This window comes from Mycobacterium sp. GA-1841, from assembly GCF_001954135.1.
GTDB lineage: Bacteria > Actinomycetota > Actinomycetes > Mycobacteriales > Mycobacteriaceae > Mycobacterium.
In genome coordinates, this window is sequence record NZ_MBEQ01000017.1 from 281,585 (window position 1) to 302,106 (window position 20,522).

At 68.3% G+C, this 20,522-nt stretch carries 20 protein-coding genes and 2 pseudogenes; 7 read left to right on the top strand and 15 right to left on the bottom strand.

Annotated elements, in window-relative coordinates:
• Positions 1-3 precede the first annotated feature (3 nt).
• The gene (locus tag A5740_RS05655; protein ID WP_076192274.1) at positions 4-978 is read right to left on the bottom strand and encodes an alpha-E domain-containing protein; all 975 of its coding nucleotides are present in this window, start codon (positions 976-978) and stop codon (positions 4-6) included.
• A gap of 12 nt (positions 979-990) precedes the next feature.
• Positions 991-2,496, bottom strand: a complete 1,506-nt coding sequence (locus A5740_RS05660) for a circularly permuted type 2 ATP-grasp protein (protein ID WP_254849086.1) — start codon at positions 2,494-2,496, stop codon at positions 991-993.
• A gap of 393 nt (positions 2,497-2,889) precedes the next feature.
• Between A5740_RS05660 and rpsT the strand changes: the two genes are divergently transcribed.
• Complete coding sequence (gene rpsT, locus A5740_RS05665; RefSeq protein WP_076192150.1) at positions 2,890-3,150, top strand: 30S ribosomal protein S20; 261 nt, start codon at positions 2,890-2,892, stop codon at positions 3,148-3,150.
• 33 nt (positions 3,151-3,183) lie between these two features.
• Here the strand turns inward: rpsT and holA are convergent, their stop codons facing one another.
• From holA to A5740_RS05680, 3 genes are read right to left on the bottom strand one after another with little or no spacing between them, the layout of a single operon-like run.
• Positions 3,184-4,134 (bottom strand): DNA polymerase III subunit delta, encoded by a 951-nt coding sequence (holA, locus tag A5740_RS05670; protein ID WP_175616175.1) that lies wholly within the window; start codon positions 4,132-4,134, stop codon positions 3,184-3,186.
• 24 nt (positions 4,135-4,158) lie between these two features.
• On the bottom strand, positions 4,159-5,724 hold the full coding sequence (locus A5740_RS05675; protein ID WP_076192152.1) for a ComEC/Rec2 family competence protein: 1,566 nt from the start codon (positions 5,722-5,724) through the stop codon (positions 4,159-4,161).
• Positions 5,705-6,532, bottom strand: coding sequence for a ComEA family DNA-binding protein (locus A5740_RS05680; RefSeq protein WP_076192154.1), 828 nt, complete (start codon positions 6,530-6,532; stop codon positions 5,705-5,707). Before A5740_RS05680 ends, A5740_RS05675 begins: the two co-directional genes overlap by 20 nt.
• A gap of 175 nt (positions 6,533-6,707) precedes the next feature.
• Here A5740_RS05680 and A5740_RS05685 point away from each other — a divergent pair, with 175 nt between their 5' ends.
• Positions 6,708-7,760 carry a dihydrodipicolinate reductase gene (locus A5740_RS05685; protein ID WP_076192156.1) on the top strand — a complete coding sequence of 351 codons (1,053 nt, stop codon included), beginning with the start codon at positions 6,708-6,710 and terminating at the stop codon, positions 7,758-7,760.
• On the opposite strand, the gene A5740_RS05690 is transcribed toward A5740_RS05685, so the two are convergent.
• Genes A5740_RS05690 through A5740_RS05725 form a run of 8 tightly spaced genes read right to left on the bottom strand, consistent with a single transcriptional unit; the run spans position 7,757 to position 14,736 of the window.
• Positions 7,757-8,617 carry a DegV family protein gene (locus A5740_RS05690; protein ID WP_076192158.1) on the bottom strand — a complete coding sequence of 287 codons (861 nt, stop codon included), beginning with the start codon at positions 8,615-8,617 and terminating at the stop codon, positions 7,757-7,759. The genes A5740_RS05685 and A5740_RS05690 overlap by 4 nt on opposite strands.
• A gap of 2 nt (positions 8,618-8,619) precedes the next feature.
• A complete protein-coding gene (octT, locus tag A5740_RS05695) occupies positions 8,620-9,369 on the bottom strand; it encodes a diglucosylglycerate octanoyltransferase (RefSeq protein WP_076192160.1) in 750 nt (249 codons plus the stop codon).
• On the bottom strand, positions 9,359-10,039 hold the full coding sequence (gene gpgP, locus A5740_RS05700) for a glucosyl-3-phosphoglycerate phosphatase (protein WP_076192162.1): 681 nt from the start codon (positions 10,037-10,039) through the stop codon (positions 9,359-9,361). The genes octT and gpgP overlap by 11 nt, the downstream gene beginning before the upstream one ends.
• A 7-nt stretch (positions 10,040-10,046) precedes the next feature.
• Complete coding sequence (rsfS, locus tag A5740_RS05705) at positions 10,047-10,427, bottom strand: ribosome silencing factor (RefSeq protein WP_076192164.1); 381 nt, start codon at positions 10,425-10,427, stop codon at positions 10,047-10,049.
• Positions 10,424-11,056: a nicotinate-nucleotide adenylyltransferase gene (nadD, locus tag A5740_RS05710; RefSeq protein ID WP_256386348.1), complete on the bottom strand. Its 633-nt coding sequence runs from the start codon at positions 11,054-11,056 to the stop codon at positions 10,424-10,426. The genes rsfS and nadD overlap by 4 nt, the downstream gene beginning before the upstream one ends.
• Before the next feature lie 51 nt (positions 11,057-11,107).
• Positions 11,108-12,562 (bottom strand): VWA domain-containing protein, encoded by a 1,455-nt coding sequence (locus tag A5740_RS05715; RefSeq protein WP_076192168.1) that lies wholly within the window; start codon positions 12,560-12,562, stop codon positions 11,108-11,110.
• Positions 12,562-13,446, bottom strand: coding sequence for a MoxR family ATPase (locus A5740_RS05720; protein ID WP_076192170.1), 885 nt, complete (start codon positions 13,444-13,446; stop codon positions 12,562-12,564). Before A5740_RS05720 ends, A5740_RS05715 begins: the two co-directional genes overlap by 1 nt.
• Positions 13,447-13,476: 30 nt before the next feature.
• A complete protein-coding gene (locus A5740_RS05725; RefSeq protein WP_076192172.1) occupies positions 13,477-14,736 on the bottom strand; it encodes a glutamate-5-semialdehyde dehydrogenase in 1,260 nt (419 codons plus the stop codon).
• Between the two features lie 71 nt (positions 14,737-14,807).
• On the opposite strand from A5740_RS05725, the gene A5740_RS05730 reads away from it, so the two are divergent.
• Both A5740_RS05730 and A5740_RS05735 read left to right on the top strand, forming a co-directional pair.
• Positions 14,808-15,668, top strand: coding sequence for a ribokinase (locus A5740_RS05730; RefSeq protein WP_076192174.1), 861 nt, complete (start codon positions 14,808-14,810; stop codon positions 15,666-15,668).
• A 44-nt stretch (positions 15,669-15,712) separates the two neighbouring features.
• Positions 15,713-16,537 (top strand): enoyl-CoA hydratase/isomerase family protein, encoded by an 825-nt coding sequence (locus A5740_RS05735; protein WP_076192176.1) that lies wholly within the window; start codon positions 15,713-15,715, stop codon positions 16,535-16,537.
• A gap of 6 nt (positions 16,538-16,543) precedes the next feature.
• Here A5740_RS05735 and A5740_RS05740 read toward each other — a convergent pair whose 3' ends face one another.
• The gene (locus tag A5740_RS05740; RefSeq protein ID WP_076192275.1) at positions 16,544-18,595 is read right to left on the bottom strand and encodes an NAD(+) synthase; all 2,052 of its coding nucleotides are present in this window, start codon (positions 18,593-18,595) and stop codon (positions 16,544-16,546) included.
• Positions 18,596-18,652: 57 nt separating this feature from the next.
• Between A5740_RS05740 and A5740_RS05745 the strand changes: the two genes are divergently transcribed.
• The gene (locus A5740_RS05745; RefSeq protein WP_076192178.1) at positions 18,653-19,192 is read left to right on the top strand and encodes a cysteine hydrolase family protein; all 540 of its coding nucleotides are present in this window, start codon (positions 18,653-18,655) and stop codon (positions 19,190-19,192) included.
• A gap of 22 nt (positions 19,193-19,214) precedes the next feature.
• The gene (locus tag A5740_RS05750) at positions 19,215-20,057 is read left to right on the top strand and encodes an NAD-dependent protein deacetylase (protein ID WP_076192180.1); all 843 of its coding nucleotides are present in this window, start codon (positions 19,215-19,217) and stop codon (positions 20,055-20,057) included.
• Here the strand turns inward: A5740_RS05750 and A5740_RS29020 are convergent.
• Positions 20,026-20,207: pseudogene (locus A5740_RS29020) on the bottom strand (cytochrome P450); the annotation flags it as partial. The gene A5740_RS05750 and the pseudogene A5740_RS29020 sit on opposite strands and share 32 nt — an antisense overlap.
• On the opposite strand from A5740_RS29020, the pseudogene A5740_RS05755 reads away from it, so the two are divergent.
• A pseudogene (locus tag A5740_RS05755) lies at positions 20,205-20,498 on the top strand (TetR/AcrR family transcriptional regulator); the annotation flags it as partial. The pseudogenes A5740_RS29020 and A5740_RS05755 overlap by 3 nt on opposite strands.
• Between the last annotated feature and the right edge of the window lie 24 nt (positions 20,499-20,522).

Below are 20,522 nucleotides of genomic sequence, written 5' to 3' on the forward strand. Positions count from 1 at the left end.
CGACTAGACCTCGCCTTCCTCGATCACGACCGCGTCATCGTGCCCGGCGTCCGTCCAAGCCACCCACGGCGCGGAGTGGAAGTACTGCAGTGCCAAGGCATCTCCGACCTCCCGGCAGGTTTTCTGCAATCCGGCCAGCCGTGCGTCCAGTGATTCCAGCAACGCGCCCGGCTGTAGGAACTCCAGCTCACTGCGGGCCCGGCCGAGAAGCCGCTGTGCCTCGGCGGTGGCACCCAGCCGGTTGTGCGGTCGGTTGAGCAACTCGTCGAGACTGTGTTCGGCCAATCGCAGGGAATAGAAGATCGATCGCGGGAACAGCCGGTCCAACAGCATGAACTCGACCACCCGGCCGGCGTCGAGAACGCCGCGGTAGGTACGCAGATACGTGTCGTGGGCTCCGGCCGAGCGCAGCAACGTGACCCAGGCCGGTGACGACCCGCTGTCCCCAACCCGCGACAACAACAGCCGCACCGTCATATCGACGCGCTCGATGGCCCGGCCCAACAGCATGAACCGGTAACCGTCATCACGGCTCAACGTCGAGTCGGCCAACCCGGCGAACATCGCCGCGCGGCCTTCGACATAGGACAGGAACTGATGCGGGCCCAACCGTTTTGCCGCCCGCTCCCGCTCGGGCAGGGCGTTGTAGGTGGTGTTGAGGCACTCCCAGATCTCGGTCGAGGTGACCTCGCGGGCACCGCGCGCATTCTCCCGTGCCGCCGAAACCGAATCGACGATCGAGTTACCGTTGCTGTCCCGGCTGAACGCCACGATGTCGGTCAGCGACCAGACGTCCAGGCGCGCTTTGGGTGGCTCGATTCCCAGCACACGCAACAGCGTTCGCGACGCGACATCCGGGTCGACGCTGGAATCCTCCAACAGCTGATGCACCGTGACATCGAGGATGCGTGCAGTGTCATCGGCCCGCTCCACGTAACGGCCGATCCAGTACAACGACTCGGCATTGCGCGCCAACATCAAGACCACCGCCTACTGCTGCTGTTGTTGAGACGACGAACCGTCAAGTGCGCCATCGCCGTTGGACGCCTGGGCAGTTTTTGGCAGGGACCGCACCACCTCGGCGGCAGCCAGCTCGCGGTCGGCCGCCGACGTCCGCGACGCCAGCACCCAGGTGTCCTTCGACCCGCCGCCCTGACTGGAGTTCACCACCAGCGAGCCTTCGGGCAGCGCGACCCGGGTCAGCCCGCCCGGCAGCACCCAGACGTCGTTACCGTCGTTGACCGCGAACGGACGCAGATCGACGTGCCGCGGCGCCAGCTCGTCGTCGATCTGGGTGGGCACCGTGGACAGCTGCATCACCGGTTGGGCGATCCAGCCACGTGGGTCGGTGCGGATCTTCTTGGCGATTGCCGCCAGTTCCTTGCCCGAGGCGTCCGGGCCGAACACGATCCCGTACCCACCAGAGCCTTCGACCGGCTTGATGACCAGTTCGTCGATCCGGTCGAGCACTTCCTCCCGTTCGGTGTCCAGCCAACAACGGTAGGTGTCGACGTTGGCCAGGACCGGCTTCTCACCGAGGTAGTACTCGATGATGGTCGGCACATAGGTGTAGACCAGCTTGTCGTCGCCCACCCCATTGCCCACCGCACTGGAGATCACCACATTTCCGGCCCGGGCGGCGTTGAGCAGCCCGGCGACCCCGAGCATCGAATCGGGACGGAACTGCATCGGGTCCAGGAACGCGTCGTCGATGCGGCGGTAGATGACGTCGACCTGACGCTCCCCCTCGGTGGTGCGCATGTAGACGGCGTTGTCGCGGCAGAACAGGTCGCGGCCCTCGACGAGCTCGGCCCCCATCTGCCGGGCCAGCAGGGAGTGCTCGAAGTAGGCCGAGTTGTAGACGCCGGGGGTGAGGACGACCACCGTGGGGTCGGCGACGTTGGTGGGCGCGGCATTGCGCAGCGCCCGCAGCAGATGCGACGAATAGTCGCCGACCGCGCGCACCCGATGGGTGGCGAACAGGTTCGGGAAGACGCGGGCCATCGTGCGCCGGTTCTCCATGACGTAGGACACCCCCGACGGTGAGCGCAGGTTGTCCTCGAGCACCCGGAAATCACCCAAGGCGTCACGGATCAGATCGATGCCGGCGACGTGGATGCGCACCCCGTTGGGCGGCACGATGCCCGCGGCCTCCCGGTGGAAGTGCTCGCAGGAGGTCACCAAGCGGCGCGGGATCACGCCGTCGCGCAGGATCTCCTGCTCGCCGTAGATGTCGTCGAGATACATCTCCAGCGCCTTGACCCGCTGGGTGATCCCACGCTCCAGCCGCGACCATTCCGCTGCCGAGATCACCCGCGGCACCAGGTCGAGCGGGAAGGGCCGCTCCTGGCCCGACAGCGAGAACGTGATGCCCTGATCGATGAACGCCCGGCCGAGCGCATCCGAACGCGACCGCAGTTCCGAGGCGTCCGAGGGAGCAAGCTCGGCGAAGATGCCCTTGTACGGTCCGCGCACGTTGCCGGCGGCGTCGAACATCTCGTCGAAGGCCTCCGAGTACCGACCGAGCCGGTTGTAGCCGTCGAACACACCCTGAAGCCGCACGCGACGTGACGGCGCACCGCGTGACCCGGCCGGAACCGACCCGTTCGACTCGGCTCCCTGCGCACGGGCGGTTCTCGGGCTCACCGTCATCATGCTGCCGCACCGATGCTGATTTCGCCGGGTCAACGACGCAACCGTTTCGGCAGGCCAAAGGCCGGTTGAGGTGGTATGGCGGGGGCCTCAGGGCAGCGGATCCAGTCGTGGCGGGCGGTCGCGCTTTGGGAGTTCAAGGACCTCGCTGGTACCCTGAACAGTCGCTACCCGCAGTGCGGGCGAGCGCACCCAGACTTCGGTAACCCCAGCGAGAAATTACGAAGGAACTTTTACGTGGCCAACATCAAGTCGCAGGAAAAGCGCATCCGCACCAACGAGCGTCGTCGGCTGCGTAACCAGTCGGTGAAGTCGTCGCTGCGCACGGCCGTCCGCGGCTTCCGCGAGGCCGTCGAGGCCGGCGAGAAGGACAAGGCCGGTGAGTTGCTGGTGTCGACCAGCCGCAAGCTCGACAAGGCCGCCAGCAAGGGCGTCATCCACGCCAACCAGGCTGCCAACAAGAAGTCGGCGCTGGCGCTGGCCTTCAACAAGCTCTGATCTTTCGGTTCACACCGAAGTAGTTTTCCCGGTTCACCGGGTGGCGAGTTGCGCCACCCGGCGTACCGCTGTCTCAAGGGCGTAGTCAGCATCTGCGGCTGCGCCCTTTACGTCTGCATTGAGCGCGGCCACCACGCGCATCGCCTCGGCCACCGAGTCACGGGACCACCCGCGCGCCTGCTTCTGCGCCTTCTGCACCCGCCAGGGCGGCATCCCCAGTTCACCGGCCAACCGGTACGGATCACCAGACAGGGGACCCACCCGCGCGATCGTGTGCACGGCCTCGGCCAACGCGTCGGCCAACACCACCTGCGGTTCACCGGCCAGCATCGCCCATCGCAGCGCCTCGGCCGCCCCGGCGACATCCCCGGCGACCGCCTTGTCGGCGATGTCGAAGCCCTTCACCTCGGCCTTGCCGCTGTGATACCGGCGTACCGCTGCCGCATCGACCTGCCCGGCGGTGTCGGCCACGAGCTGTGAACAGACCGCGGCGAGCTCACGGACATTCGAGCCGACTGCATCAAGCACCGCGGTCACGGTGTCGTCGGACACCTTGACCCGCAATTGCCGGAACTCACCCCGCACGAAATCGGCCCGCTCGGCCGGCTTGGTGATGCGGGCACACGGATGCTCTTGTGCCCCAAGTTTTTTCAGTTGATCGGCCAATGCCTTGGCCCGCCCACCGCCGGAGTGGATGACCACCAGCACGGTGCCAGGCGGCAGATCGGCTGCCGCCGAGGCGATCAGGGCCACGGCATCTTTACCGGCCTCGGCCGCCGCCTCCAGCACGACCATGCGTTCCTCGGCGAACAGCGACGGGCTCAGCAGCTCGGCAAGCTCGCTGGTACTGACCTCACCGGCGCGCATCCGGTCCACCGGGACGTCATCGGATCCGGCCTGCCGGCGCAGTGCTCGCAGCACCGCCCCCACCGCTCGCTCGACCAGCAGTTCCTCATCGCCCAGAACCAGGTGCAGACCGTCGATCTGTTGACTCACCCGATGATGGTGTCACGCCGAGCCGACAGCTCCGAGCACCTGGCCCGCCAGCGTCCAGGCCAGCATGCCGAACACCAAGCCGGCGAGCCCGCGGCGCACCCACCGCAGCCGCCACAGCACTGTCAGCGCCACCCCGGCCGCTGCCACCGACAGCACGCCGAACGCCCCCGAGGGCGACGGCACCGCCGCGGCCGGCACCGCCGCTGCCCACCGCGCCACCGACAGCAACCACCACAGTTCCGGTCCGGTGAACCGGATCAACAGTTGGGCCCCGGACGGCCAGATCGCCGAGCCCACGGCTGCTGCGGTGCCCAGCACGGTGATCGGCGGGATGACGCCGGCCACCGCGAGGTTGGCCGCCACCCCCACCAGGCTGACCGAGCCCGAGATCCCGGCCACCAGTGGGGCGGTGACCAATTGGGCCACCGCCGCGACGCTGACCGCCGCGGCCAGCGGGCGCGGCCAGCCTCGGGCCCGCAACCGGTCCGCCCACACCGGGGCCACGACGACGATTCCCGCCGTCGCGCACACCGACAACGCGAAGCCCGCGTCGACGGCGAGCTCCGGGGCGGCGATCATCAGCACGACCACGCTGGCCGCCAGAGCCGGCACCGCCTGGCGCCGCCGATGTGTCAGCACGGCCAGCAGGGTCACCGCGCCCATCGCCGCGGCGCGCAGCACACTCGCCGAGGGCTGCACGACGATGACGAAACCGACCAGCCCGACGCCGGCGAGCAGCACGGCCGGCCTCGGCCCGAGCACCGCAGCCGACAGCAGCAGCGCGCCGCACACGATCGTCACGTTGGCTCCGGACACCGCCGTCAGATGGGTCAGGCCCGCCGTGCGGAACTGGGCTGTCGTCTGCCCGGTGACCGCCGAAGTGTCGCCGAGTACGAGCGCCGGCAGCATGGCCGCCTGATCGGCGGGCAGTGCCGCCCGCGCTGCCTCCGCGAAGAGCACCCGGATCCGCTGGGCGACCTGCTGCACCGTCGAGGCCTCTCCGAGCGAGGGCTCGCCCGAGGCCGCCAGCACGGCCACGCTCAGGTCCTTGCGAGTCGGGCGTCCCACGTGGGCGCGGAACCGCACCGGCCGTCCGGGACCGGCCGCACCGAAAGTTCCCGGCGCGAACACCAGAACCCGCCCCGACATGGGCGCCTCATCGACCCCGCGCAAGTTGGCGCGGAACATCAGCCGGCCACCCTTGATCGCCCGCGGAGTCTCCGTGGGCACGACCTCGGCCGTTGCGGCCGCGCCGTACAGGTGCGTGATCGGATGATGCTCGACCTGGTGGACCCGCAATCCGACGGCCAACGTGAACCCGGCTGCGACGGCCGCCACCGCCACGAACGCGGCGATCATGGGCTGACGTTCACCCGTGTCTGTGTGGCGCCACCGCACGGCCGCCCAAGTCAGCCCGACGGCACCAAGGCCCACCATCACCGCGGCGACTGGGTGCCAGGCAATGCCGGCCGCCGAAACCGACCATGCGGTCAGGGCGGCCGGAACGATGCGCAGGTCCAGCGGCTGCCGCTCGTCCCCTGGATCCCCGCCCCGGCCGTCACGCCCGGACCAGCTCACGCAGTTTCTCCAACCGCGCCGGTCCGATCCCGTCGACCTCGCCGAGCTGATCGACGCTGTCGAACCGACCGTGCGCAGCCCGCCAGGCCAGGATCGCCTCGGCGGTCACCGGACCGACGCCGGGCAGCGCGTCGAGGTCGTCGGCCGTGGCGGTGTTGAGGTCCACCGGCCCCGGCGGTGCCGCGGACGAAGGACCGGAACCCGCCTGTTGCGGCGGGGCCGGCGCCTGTCCGGCGACCGAACTTCCCATGGTCATCGGCTGACCCGGCGGGGCCTCGATCCCCACCACGATCTGTTCGCCGTCACCGAGCCGGCGAGCCAAGTTCAGCCCGATCAGATCAGCGCCCTCGAGTGGTCCACCGGCGGCCTCCAACGCGTCGGCGATCCGGGCCCCGGTCTGCAAGGTCACCAGACCCGGCTTGTGCACCAGGCCGACCACACTGACCACCACCGGAGCCTGCGGGGCACCGCCTGGCGAGGTCGGACCGGCCGACGAAACCATCTGGACCGGCGGTAGATTCGCCGAAACCACCGGTGCCGGCTGATGGCGGACCAAGGCGAAGATCGTGACCAGGATCGCCAGCACGCCCACGCCGGCCAGTGCCAGCGCCCCGGCCCGCCCGGGATCGGCGCGCACAGCGGCCAGCCACCCCGGCCCGTCCGCTGATGCCGTATCGGGCAGCCATTTCGACAACGCACTCTCCGAGGCCGTGCCCGGATCCGGTTCGCCTTCGCCTTCGGTTTCGGAGTCCTCGTCTGCGGTGCCCAGGCGGCGACGCAGCCGCTGCACCGACAATTCCGTTCCCATGCCCGCACGGTAGGGGCGGCGCGCGACGAAGCCCGGCTGCGCAGCCGGTGGCAGCGGCCGGCTGTGGATGAACCTCGCGCTGGGGATAACTGGAGACGGGCAGTGCACGCACCGCCGGTGAACACTTCGGAGATAGTGTCTAGAGTCCAGCGCAAGGCTGAGCAAGGGAGGCGTCATGACCGCAGCGGACCGGCCGATCCGGGTCATCCAGTGGACCACCGGCAACATCGGCCGACGCTCGCTGCACGCGATCATCGGCCGCGACGACATGGAGCTGGTCGGGGTGTATGCCCACGGCGCCGACAAGGTCGGTATGGATGCCGCCGAACTTGCCGGCCGGCTGGAGCCCACCGGTATCCGCGCGACGAACTCCATCGGCGAACTCCTCGCGCTCAAGCCCGACGCCTGCTGCTACAACCCGTTGTGGCCCGACGTCGACGAGCTTGTCGCGTTGCTGGAGGCCGGCGTCAACGTGTGCTCGAGCGCCGCCTGGATCACCGGCGGCAAGCAAACCCCGCAGGACCTCGACCGTATCCGGAAGGCCTGTGAGACAGGCAATTCCACGATTTTCGGCAGTGGCGCACACCCGGGCGTCACCAACATGGTCGGCATGGTGCTGTCGGGATCCTGCGAACGAGTCGACGAGATCCGGATCACCGAGTCCGTGGACTGCTCGACCTACGAGTCCGCCGACACGATGACCGCGATGGGCTTCTCCCAGGACCCCGACACCCCCGGCCTGGCCGAGAGTGTGCGCCGCGAAAGCGAGGTGTTCGCCGAATCCGCGGCGATGATGGCCGACGCCATCGGTGCCACGCTCGACCGGATCACCTTCGACGTCACCTTCACCGCCGCCACCGCCGACAGCGATCTGGGGTTCATGAAGATCCCGGCCGGCACGGTCGGCAGCGTGTACGGCTATCACCGCGGCTGGGTGGGCGAGAAGAACGTCGTCAGCGTCGGCTTCAACTGGATCATGGGCAGCCACGTGACCCCGCCCAAGCCGGTCGCCGACGGCCACGTGATCCAGGTGTTCGGGTTGCCCAACATGCGCACGGTGCTGCACTGCCTGCCACCCAAGGACTGGGCCGAGCCCAGCTTCTCCGGCCTGGGCTCGATCTACACCGCACTGCCGGTCACCAACGCGGTACCCGCCGTGGTGGCAGCCGCGCCCGGCATCGTCACGCTCAAAGATCTACCACCGATCACCGGCCGGTTCGCCGGCTAGTTCGGGACTACGCCCTCAGACGCGTCGTCGACGCTGATGCACGCACCCACCGCGCCACCGCCGACGTGAACCGCGAGCACCGCGCCCATCTCGGTCACCGACAACGCGGTCAACTGCGGCAACCGGTCGGTCAGCGCGGCGGCGATCTCCTCGGCGGCATCCGGGTTGGCGACGTGGTGCACGACCACCTGCACCGGCCGGTCTCCGGCCGCCTCGACAATCTGATCGACCAGTGCGGCATGGGCCTTCGATATCGTGCGGATCCGCTGCGCGGGCACCAGCCGACCGTCCACGTCCAGGCGCAGCAGAGGTTTGAGTGACAGGGCCGTGCCCAACCACGATGCCGCCGTACCGATCCGGCCGCCGCGACGCAGATTGTCCAGCCGATGTACGACAATGAACGCCTGCCCGCGCGGGATCGCGGCGCGAGCCGCCGCCTCGACGGCGTCGAGTATGTCTCCGCGAGCAGCGGATTCGGCCGCCGCCAGCGCGACGAAACCGATCCCCATGGCCGCAGCCCGCGAATTCACCACCCGCACGCTCGGACCGATCTCCCGGGCGGCCGCTGCCGCCGCGCTGTACGTACTCGACAGGGCCGCCGAGATGTGCACGGCCACCACACCGTCGCCGTCACTGTCGGCCAGCGCCTGCCGATAAGTCTCGGTGAGATCGGCCGGCGAAGCACCGGCGGTGGTGGCCCGGGCCCGGTCGTGGATGTCCGACGGTATGGGGTCAACACCGTCACGCAGGTCGTTGCCGTCATCGAGGATGTGCAGCGGAACCTGCCGAATGTCCCACTTCTGGCACAGCTCGGGCCGCAACCGCGACGTCGAGTCGGTCACAATCTTGACCGCCATTGTCAGATGGTGGGATTCTGTTGCGGCACACCCGCTGTGGCCAGGCCCTTGAGCATCAACTCGGCGACCGCCCGGTGCGCCTCGAAGTTCCAGTGGATACCGTCGGGGTTCCCACGCCCGCTGAGCACCTCGTCGGCAACCGCGGCCTTCAGATCCACCACGGTCACGTCGTGCTCGTCGGCCCATGCCGTGATCGCCTTGACCGTGGGCTCGCGGCCGTGGTGGGCCTTGCCGTACGTGTCGGCGATGTGTACCGACGGCAGCGAGGCCACCACCGGAATACCGGGACGGTTGAAATCGATGGCGTTACGCGTCATCTCGAGATACTCGACGGTCAGATGCGGAGGCAGCGCCGCGCGGGCGATCGGCGACAGCCGCGGCTGCACCCAGCCGTAACCGTCGCGCACCCACCGGCGCAGCCAGGCCGGGCGCACATACCGGATCAGCTCGCGCAACGCCGTCGGCAGCGGCGAGGGCAGCGAGTCCATCCCGCTGGTGGCGAAGATGACCGCACCGGCCCGCGGCAGCGCCGCCCACGACCGCGGATCCTGGGTGGCGGCCCACCAGACGTCGCGGCAGGTCCAGCCGATGCGACCGATGAGCTCGACATCCCAGCCCAATTGCTCGGCAACGATGTTCGGCCAGATCCGCGGATCGTCGGACGGCAGACCGCCGGTCGGACCGAAATACGACAGCGAGTCGGCGAAGACGAGAAGAACCGGCCTGCGAACTGCGTTCTGATCAGAGGACATCGTTGGCCACCTGCGCCGAGGCGTTCCAGACGTCCAGCCGCCATTTGACGGCGTCGAACGCGTCACCATCCGCCGCGTCGTCCTCCGAATTCCCGGACAGCTGAACCCAACTCGCATTGCCCATGCCGCCGAGCACCGGCCAGTTGTTCACCGGAAGCCCGAGCAGCCCCGCGGTCAATGCCGCGATCAAACCACCGTGTGCCACCAACACCACCGGGCGGTCCGAGCCATCCAGACCCCACTCCGGTTGTCCGGCAACCAGTTCGGCGACCACGGGGATGCTGCGCTCGGCCACGTCGACCCGGCTTTCGCCACCGTGCGGTGCCCATCGGGCGTCGTCGCGCCAGGCCAGCCGAGTGCCCGGAGCCGCCACATCCACCTCCTGGTGGGTCAGGCCCTGCCAGTCGCCCAGATGGGTCTCTCGCAGACGCTCGTCGACCTGTACCGGGATCCCGGCCCGGTCGCCCAGCGTCATCGCCGTGTCGAGGGCGCGGCGCAGATCCGAGGACACGATCAGTAGCGGCTGACGTTTGGCCAGCACGTCAGCGGCCGCGGCGGCCTGGTCCCGCCCCAGGTCGGACAGGTCGGTGTCGAGCTGACCCTGCATCCGGCTGCCCGCGTTGTACTCGGTCTGGCCATGGCGCAGCAGCACCAGCCGCCGGACCCTCATCGCGTCCTCATTCGCTGGGCTCCGCCGGCACATCCAGGTCGACCGGGACCGTCGGGCAGTCGCGCCACAACCGGTCCAGGGCATAGAAATCCCGCTCGTCCTGATGCTGGATGTGCACCACGACATCGACGTAGTCGAGCAGCGTCCAGCGACCCTCACGGGTGCCCTCGCGGCGGGCGGGCTTGTAACCGGCCTGCCGCATCTTCTCCTCGACCTCGTCGACGATCGCGTTGACCTGACGCTCGTTGGAGGCCGAGGCGATCACGAAGCAATCGGTGATCACGAGCTGACCCGATACGTCGATGACCACCACGTCATCGGCGAGCTTGGCCGCGGCGGCCTGCGCGGCCACCGTGGCCATCTCGATGGCCTCGGCGGTGGCGCTCATCGGAGGACCTCCGCGGTGGTCCCCGTGCTCCTCGCGTCGGCGGTGTACAACCCGCGCTTGGCCACGTACTGCACCACCCCGTCGGGCACCAGGTACCAGATCGGGCGCTCGTCGGCGGCTCGCTGCCGGCAGTCACTGGACGAGATGGCCAGAGCGGGGACCTCGACCAAGGTCAACCTGTCCGGCGGCAGCTCGCGCAGTGCGGCCTCGATATGTTCGCCGTCCAACTCGTACCCCGGTCGGCTGACACCGACGAATCTCGCCATGGAAAACATGTCCTCCCAGTTCTGCCAGGACAGGATCGATGCCAGCGCATCGGCTCCGGTGATGAAATACAGGTCGGTGTCGGCGTTGAGATCTCGCAGATCCCGCAGGGTGTCCTTGGTGTAGGTGGCCCCGCCGCGGTCGATGTCGACCCGGCTGACCGAGAACCGCGGATTCGAGGCGGTGGCGATCACCGTCATCAGGTACCGGTCCTCGGCGGCACTGACCTTGCGGTCGTGCTTCTGCCAGGGCTGTCCGGTCGGGACGAACACCACCTCGTCCAGTTCGAAGAGGTCGGCCACCTCACTGGCGGCGACCAGGTGCCCGTTGTGGATGGGATCGAACGTCCCACCCATCACCCCCAACCTGCGCCGTGTTGCCACGAACAGGGAGCTTACGGCAGCGTCGAGGCAAGGTCAGACCGGCAGCAACCCGTCGATCACCGCGGCCAGCTGTTTGGCCGACCGGCACTCGTGCATCGGGATCACCTCTTGGTACTTCGGCACCGCGGAATCTCCGCTGCCCCACAGGTGCCTGGGCTCGGGATTGAGCCAGTGGGCGTGCCGGCTGGCCGACACCATGTGCGCCAGCAGATCGCTCTCCGGGTTGCGGTAGTTGTTGCGTCCGTCGCCCAGCACCAGCAACGAACTGCGTGGAGACAGCACGTTCGGGTATTTGTCGAGGAAGGACACGAACGCGTGCCCGTAGTCGGAGTGCCCGTCGCGCGTGTAGACCCCGGCCTCCCGGGTGATGCGCTGCACCGCGACGGCCAGATCGGCCTCCGGCCCGAACATGTCGGTGACCTCGTCGGTGGTGTCGATGAACGCGAAGACGCGAACCCTACTGAACTGCTGGCGCAGCGCCGACACCAACATCAAGGTGAAGTGGCTGAAACCGGCCACCGACCCCGACACGTCGCAGAGCACCACGAGTTCGGGACGGGCCGGATGCGGCTTCTTGAGCACCACGTCGATCGGCACCCCGCCGGTGGACATCGATTTGCGCAGGGTCTTGCGCAGGTCGATCTCGCCGGATCGGGACCGTCGGCGGCGCGCGGCCAGCCGGGTCGCCAGGGTGCGCGCCAGCGGCTGGACCGTCTTGCGCATCTGCCGGAGCTGCTCGCCGGAGGCCCGCAGGAATTCCACGTTCTCGGACAGCTGCGGCACCCCGTACATCTGCACGTGCTCACGGCCCAGCTGCTCGGCGGTGCGCCGCTTGGTCTCGGACTCGACCATCTTGCGCAGCTGGGCGATGCGCTGGGCGGCCAGCGCCTTGGCGATCTCCTCCTGCGTGGGTGTGGGTTCGTCGCCGTAGGGGGCGAGCAGCCCGGCCAGCAGCCGGCCCTCCAGGTCGTCCAGGCTCATTGCCTTGAGCGCCTGATACGACGAGTACGAGGGTCCACGGCTGGAGCTGTAACGGCCGAAGGCCTCGACGATCCGCGCGATCATCGCCGCCAGCCGGTCGTCGAGGTTCGCCAGGTCCTCGTTGTCGGCCAGCATCTGCACCAGGGCCTGGCGCATCGCCTCGATGTCCTCGGGCGGCAGTTGCGGTTGCTCCCGATCCTCGGCGTCGTCGGCCTCCTCGTCGGAGAGCACAGTGCGCGCCCCCAGCGCCGCCGGGAAGTACAGATCGAACATCGCGTCGTAGGTGTCGCGGTGATCGGCGCGCCGTAGCACTGCGCAGGCGATGCCTTCACGCAACGCCTCCCGGTCCCCCAGCCCCAGCACCGTGATCACCCGGCCGGCGTCCACCGTCTCCGACGGGCCGACGGAGATTCCCTGGCCGCGAAGGGCTTCGACGAACTCGACGAGGTGCCCCGGCAGGCCGTGCGGGGCCAGCGGCTGGGACGGTCGAACCCGGCGGGGCACCATCAGTTCAGCTTCAACTCGCCGGCCGCCTTGACCTGGTCGGACTGGTGTTTGAGCACCACGCCGAGGGTGGCGGCGATCATGGCATCGTCGATGGTGTCCAGGCCCAGGGCCAGCACCGTGCGCCCCCAGTCGATGGTCTCGGCCACCGACGGCAGCTTCTTGAGTTGCATGCCGCGCAGCACCCCGATGATGCGGACCAGTTCGGCGGCGATGTGCTCGGGCAGGTCCGGAACCCGCGACAGCAGGATCCGCCGCTCCAGATCGGCGTCCGGGAAGTCGATGTGCAGGAACAGGCAACGACGCTTGAGCGCCTCGGAGAGCTCACGGGTGGCGTTGGAGGTGAGCACCACGAACGGGGGCCGCTCGGCGGTGATCGTGCCGAGCTCGGGCACAGTCACCGCGAAGTCCGAGAGCACCTCCAACAGCAGGCCCTCGATCTCGATGTCGGCCTTGTCGGTCTCGTCGATCAGCAGCACGGTCGGGTCGGTGCGTTTGATCGCGGTCAGCAGCGGGCGGGTCAGCAGAAACTCCTCGCTGAACACGTCCATCTTGGTCTGGTCCCAGTCGCCGGTGCCGTTCTGCCCGGCCTGGATCCGCAGGATCTGCTTGGCGTGGTTCCACTCGTACAGCGCCCGGGCCTCGTCGACACCCTCATAACACTGCAGGCGCACCAGTTCCGAACCGGTGCTGGCGGCGACCGCTCGGGCCAGCTCGGTCTTGCCGACACCCGCAGGGCCCTCCACCAGTAGCGGTTTGCCCAGCCGGTCGGCGAGGAAAACCGCTGTCGCGGTGGCGGTATCGGCGAGGTAGCCGGTCTCGGCCAGCTTGCGTGCGACATCGTCGATGTCGGCGAACAACGGAGCGGGGCGCGCGGGCACGCTCATGTGGTCTCCTGGTCTGTATCTGGTCGGCGGCTAGGCCGGGCGGGTCTGACCGTCTCCCCACACGATCCATTTGGTCGAGGTCAGTTCGGGCAGGCCCATCGGTCCGCGGGCATGCAGCTTCTGGGTGGAGATGCCGATCTCGGCGCCGAAGCCGAACTGCTCTCCGTCGGTGAACGCGGTGGACGCGTTGACCATCACCGCGGCCGCATCCACCTGTTCGGTGAAGCGCTGGGCCGCAGCAAGATTCGTCGCCACGATGGCCTCGGTGTGCCCGGTGCCGTATTCGTTGATGTGAGCGATGGCCCCGTCGACGCCGTCGACCAAGGCCACGGCGATGTCCATCGAGAGGAACTCGGCGTGCAGCTCTTCGTCGGTGGGATCGGCGTGCACGGTCACCCCGGCCTCCCGCAGCGCGGCGGTCAGCCTCGGCAGTGCGGTGGCCTCCAACGCCCGGTCGACCAACAATGTCTCGGCCGCGTTGCAGACGCTGGGACGCCGGGTCTTGGAGTTCAGCAGGATCTTCTCGGCCAGGTCGACGTCGGCCGATGCGTCGACGTAGACATGGCAATTGCCGACCCCGGTCTCGATCGTGGGCACCTGGGCGTCGCGCACCACGGCCTCGATCAGGCCGGCACCCCCGCGTGGGATCACCACGTCGACGAGGCCGCGGGCCTGGATCAGATGCGTGACGCTGGCCCGGTCATGGCTCGGCAACAGCTGCACCGCGTCGGTCGGCAGATCCACCGAGGCCAACGCCGACCGCAGTGCGGTCACCAGTGCCTGATTGGATTGCGCGGCCGACGAACTGCCGCGCAGCAGCGCGGCATTGCCGGATTTCAGGGTGAGGCCGAACGCGTCCACCGTGACGTTGGGCCGGCCTTCGTAGACCATGCCGACCACACCGAGCGGCACGCGCTGCTGACGCAGCTGCAGGCCGTTGGGCAGGGTGCGACCGCTGATCACCTGCCCGACAGGATCGGGTAGGCCGGCGACCTGACGCAGACCCGCGGCGATGCCGTCGACCCGCTGCGGGTTGAGCGCCAGGCGGTCCAGCATGGCCTCCGGCGTGCCGGCCTGGCGGGCCGCATCCAGATCGGCGGCATTGGCGGCCAGCACCTCGTGCACATGGGCCAGCACGCTGTCGGCAGCGGCGTGCAGGGCACGGTTCTTGGTCTCGGCGCTCAAGGTGCCCAGGATGCGGGCGGCGACACGGGCCCGCCGCGCGGCTTCGTGTACCTGCTCGCGGAGGTCGTGCGTCGGGGCGTTGACGGGCGGTGTCTGCACGCTCATTCCCCCAGGGTATCGGAGGTGTTCACGCAGTTCGACACGTGTCAGTGCCCCGCGGGATTAGCGTTGTCGCCATGACGGCTTCGCGGGTGTGCGTGGTTGGGAGCATCAATGCTGACCAGACGTTCGTCGTCAACACGCTGCCGCGGCCGGGCCAGACCGTGCTGGCCTCGTCGCTCACCACCTCGCCCGGCGGCAAGGGCGGCAACCAGGCGGTGGCCGCCGCCCGGGCCGGCGCCGACGTCGCGCTGGTGGCCGCCGTCGGCGACGACGCCGCCGGGGAAGCGCTGCGCCGTCACCTGCAGGCCAACGGGGTCGGTTCCGACGCCGTGACGTGCGTGCCCGGTCCGAGCGGATCGGCGGCCATCCTCGTCGACGCCGTCGGCGAGAACAGCATCGTGGTGGCCCCCGGCGCCAACGCCCACCTCGACGTGGATTCTCCCGCCGCACACAGCGCCCTCGTCTGGAGCGAGGTGGTGTTGATCCAATTGGAGATTCCCGTCACCACCGCGATCGCGGCGGCCAAACTGGCCAAGGCCGCCGGCGCCGTCGTCATGCTCAACGCCTCGCCACCGGGAACCGCCGCCCACCACCTGCTGGCCCTGTCGGAATTGGTCGACGTGGTGGTGGTCAACGAGACCGAGGCCGCCGAGTGGCACTGGCCGGTCCGGCACCTGGTGATCACCCGCGGCAAGCGGGGCGCCAGCTATCTGGGTCCCGACGAACGGTTCGACGTACCCGCGCCCGCGGTGCGTGCCCTCGACACCGCGGGCGCCGGTGACGTCTTCGCCGGCGTGTTGGCCGCGGGTTGGAGCACCGGCCATGAACCGGCTCTGCGACGCGCCTGCGCCGCCGGTGCGCTGGCCACCCTGGTACGTGGGGCCGGAAAGTGCGCCCCCGCTGCCGCTGACATCGATGCCGTCCTGACGCACTGAGCCGCCCCACTGAAACCGATACCGTTGCCGTTATAGTCGCCGGCATGACGCAGGCACTCTCACCGCGGCCGCCCGAAGGCGACTGGCTGGGCACGCCGTACCTCACGTTCGACCGTCAAGGCCCCTTCGGTGTGGTCACCCTGGATCGGCCGGAGGCCCGCAACGCGATGACCCCGGCGATGTACTTCGGCATCCGATACGCGGTCACCCACGTCGAAGCCGACCCGGAGTTGGCCGGGCTGCTGATCACCGGCACCGGCGACGTGTTCGCCCCGGGCGGCGACCTCGGCGGCGGCAACGGCGTCGACGACTGGATGAGTTTCGGTGCGGCGCTGTCGATGGACGTCACGCCGTTCGAAACCCTGCGCCAGTCGGTCAAACCCGTGGTGAGCGCGGTCAACGGGCTGTGCCAGGGCGGCGGACTGCAGATCGCTATCTGCAGCGACATGGCCGTGGTCAGCGACCAAGCCACGTTCCGCGTGCCCGAGTTATATCGCGGCATCGCCGATACCTACTACAGCCAGACGCTGGCTCGGCTGATCGGCCCGGTCCGCACCCGGGATCTGATGTTCACCGGGCGCACCCTCTCGGCCGCGGAGGCCGTCGACTGGGGCATGGTCGCCCGCGTCGTGCCGCACGACGAATTGATCTCCGCCGCAACCGAAGTACTCGCCCAGTGCTGCCGCACCGCGCCCCGGGCCCGCGGGGTGGTCAAGTCCAGCCTGGACAACTACCTGGGCCTCTACGACCGGATCGGCATGAAGGCCAGTTACAGCGGCGACGAGGCCGTCGAAGGCTTCCGCGCGTTCAAAGAACGCCGCTCGCCGGCCTGGGTGCATCCGCAACTGCGCGCCGAGGGCCGGTTGTAGCGCCAGCTAGCTCTCCGGGATCTCCCGCTCGATCTCGTCGAGCCAGATCCGCGCCGACATGTCCGACGGCGCTCGCCAGTCGCCGCGCGGCGACAGGGAGCCGCCGTGGGACACCTTGGGCCCGTTGGGCAGGGCCGAGCGCTTGAATTGGGAGAACGAGTAGAACCGCTGCGCGAACACCTGCAGCCAGTGCCGAATCTCCTTGAGGGAGTATTCCGGTCGTTTGTTCTCGGGGTATCCGGCCGGCCAGTCCCCGTGGCCGCGATCATGCCAGGCGTGCCAGGCCAGAAAGGCCACCTTGGACGGCCGGAATCCGTACCTCAGCACCTGGAACAACGAGAAGTCCTGCAGCACATAAGGTCCCACTTTGTCTTCACTGCTCTGGATCTCTTCATCCTCGCCGGTGGGGACGAGCTCAGGACTGATCTCGGTGTCCAGCACCGACTGCAGCACCGTGTTGACGTCGGAGTCCTGCGCACCGAACTGGCCCGACGAGATCACCCACCGGATCAGGTGCTGGATCAGGGTTTTCGGCACCCCACCGTTGACGTTGTAATGCGACATCTGATCACCGACGCCATACGTCGACCAGCCCAGGGCCAGTTCGGACAGGTCGCCCGTGCCGAGCACGATGCCGCCACGCTGGTTGGCCAACCGGAACAGGTAGTCGGTGCGCAAGCCGGCCTGCACGTTCTCGAAGGTGACGTCGTAGACCTTCTCCCCGCGACCGAACGGGTGATCCATCTCGGTGAGCATGAGCTGCGCGGTCTGTTTGATGTCGATCTCTTCGAACGTCACCCCCAGCGCGCGGCTCAACTCGATGGCGTTGTTCTTGGTGCGGTCACCGGTGGCGAACCCGGGCAGCGTGAACGCCAGTATGTCACTGCGCGGCCGGTTTTCCCGGTCCATCGCGCGCGCGGCCACGATCAGAGCGTGAGTGGAATCCAGACCACCGGACACCCCGATCACCACCTTGGGGAAGTTCAGCGCCCGCAGCCGCTGCTCGAGACCCGACACCTGGATGTTGTAGGCCTCATAGCAATCCTGTTGCAGGCGGGCGGGGTTGGACGGGACGAACGGGAATCGCTCGACCTCACGCCGCAGTCCGATGTCCCCCGTCGGCGGGTCGAGCTGGAAGTCGATACGACGGAACCCGTCCACGACATCGCCGTGGTGACGGGCGTTGTCGTCGAACGTGCCCATGCGCACCCGCTCCGAACGCAACAACTCCAGATCCACATCGGCCACCGCGCGGCGCTCTCCACGCGGAAAGCGCTCACTGTCGGCGAGCAGCAGCCCGTTCTCCCAGATCATGGTCTGCCCGTCCCAGGCCAGGTCGGTGGTCGACTCCCCCTCGCCGGCAGCGGCATAGATGTAGGCCGCCAGACACCGCGACGATGCCGAGCGCGCCAGCAGACACCGATCATCGGCCCGGCCCACGGTGATCGGGCTGCCCGACAGATTGGCCAGCACTGTCGCACCGGCCAGCGCGGCCTGCGCGCTCGGCGGGATCGGCACGAACATGTCCTCGCACACCTCGACATGCAGCACCAGGCCCGGCACGTCGGCAGCCACGAAAAGCAGGTCCGGCCCGAACGGCACGTCCGCGCCGGCGACCCGGATGGTGCCACGCTGGTCGTCACCGGGGGCCATCTGCCGGCGCTCGTAGAACTCGCGGTAGGTCGGCAGGTAGGACTTGGGTGCCACACCGAGCACCGCACCGCGGTGGATGACCACCGCCGTGTTGTAGATGCGGTGCCGATGCCGCAGCGGCGCGCCCACGACGAGCACCGGCGTCAACACCACCGAGGCCGCGACGACCTCGACCAACGCCTGCTCCACCGACTCCAGCAGGGCATCCTGCATCACGATGTCGTCGATCGAATAGCCCGACAGCGTCAGTTCGGGGAAGACCGCGACGGCCACTCCCTCATCGTGGCAGTCCTGCGCGAGGCGCAGCACCGATTCGGCATTCGCCGGCGGATCCGCCAACGCGGTGTGGTGGGTGCAGGCGGCAACTCGGGCGAAACCGTGGCGGTAGGCGCTGTAGAAGTCCATCGGCTCCATTGTTGCCCGAAAAGTGTCGAGATCGGGCGACTGGGTATCAATTGAGTCATGAGCGATACCGCCGTCGTGATCGTCGACATGCTCAACCACTATCGGCACGAAGATGCCGAACACCTGGCGCCGAACGTGGCACCGATCATCGACCCGCTGGTCGGGCTGATTGGGGGTGCGCACGAACGCGACGATGTCGACCTGATCTACGTCAACGACAACTACGGCGATTTCACCGCCCAGTTCAGCGACATCGTCGCCGCCGCATTGGCCGGGGCCCACCCACAACTGGTGCGGCCGATCGTGCCCCCAGACGACGCCCTGATGCTGAGCAAGGTGCGCCACAGCGTGTTCTACGCCACCGCCCTGGATTACCTTCTGGGCCGGTTGGACACCAAGCGGGTGGTGCTGGCCGGCCAGGTCACCGAACAGTGCATCCTCTACAGCGCGCTCGACGCCTACGTGCGACATTACGACGTGGTGATCCCCAGCGATGCCGTCGCCCACATCGACGCCGAGCTGGGTGCCGCGGCGGTCGAGATGATGCGCCGCAACATGAGCGCCGAGATCCTTCCTGCCGCCAAATGCCTCGGTTGACCAGCGGCCTATCCTGGCGAGGGTGGATGCACCCGAACTCGTAGCCCTGCTGCAGGATCGCCGGGTCGCGGTGCTCACCGGCGCCGGAATGTCGACCGACTCCGGGATTCCCGATTACCGCGGTCCCGATTCCCCGCCGAGCAATCCGATGACGATCCGGCAGTTCACCTCCGACCCCGGGTTCCGCCGTCGGTACTGGGCGCGCAACCACGTCGGCTGGCGTCACATGGACCAGACCATGCCCAACGCCGGACACCGCGCCCTGGTTGCCCTGGAAACCACCGGAGTGGTCACGGGGTTGATCACCCAGAACGTCGATCTGCTGCACAGCAAGGCCAGCAGCCGCTCGGTGGTGAACCTGCACGGCACCTACGCGCAGGTGATCTGCCTGGACTGCGGCCACACGATGAGCCGGGCTGCGCTGGCCGATGACCTGGAGGCGCTCAATCCCGGATTCGCCGAGCGCGCCGAACAGGTCGGTGGTATCGCCGTCGCACCCGATGCCGACGCCCAGGTCGACGACACCGATTCATTCGTCATCCGAGACTGCCCGGCGTGTGGCGGGATGCTCAAACCCGACATCGTGTACTTCGGCGAAAATGTCCCCAAAGACCGTGTGGAACAAGCCTATTCACTCGTCGATGCGGCACAGGCGCTGTTGGTGGCGGGCTCGTCGCTGACGGTGTATTCCGGTTACCGCTTCGTGCGCCACGCCGCGGCCCACGGCATCCCGGTGGCCATCGTCAACCGCGGGCCGACCCGGGGTGACGATCTGGCGACCGTGAAGGTCGACGCCGGATGTTCGGAGATGCTGACCCTGTTGACGGGTGAGCTCACGAGAACGTGCACGGCATCGACCGGATAGCGTGCACGAAATTGCCCTGCAGATAGGCGGGTTGGGCTTTCGACCCAAGTCGAGGACACCCGGCCGATCGAACACCTCGGTGTCCCAGTTGCCTGACGCGTAGAACATCACCATCTTCTCCCCCGCGGTGATCAGTTGACCACCGAGTTGATCGCCCTCAACGAGATGTCGGCCTATGACCCCCTGGTCGGGCAGACCTATCGCGAGCTGTTGGCCGGGATCGCCGATCAGCTCGCCCGGGTGATCGTCGACGGCCAAGCCGACGGCTCGATCCGGCCGCAACTGCCCGCCGCCGCCACCGCGAGCACGCTGACCTGGATGGTGGAACGCACCTGCCAGCAGAATCTGCCGTCGAACTCAGCCTCCTATGACGCCGAATTGGCCGATACGCTCACCCAAATCATCTGGGGTGCGCTCTATTTAGAGTCCCCCGCCCGGTGATTTCGGTGCGTTTGGTAACGGTCA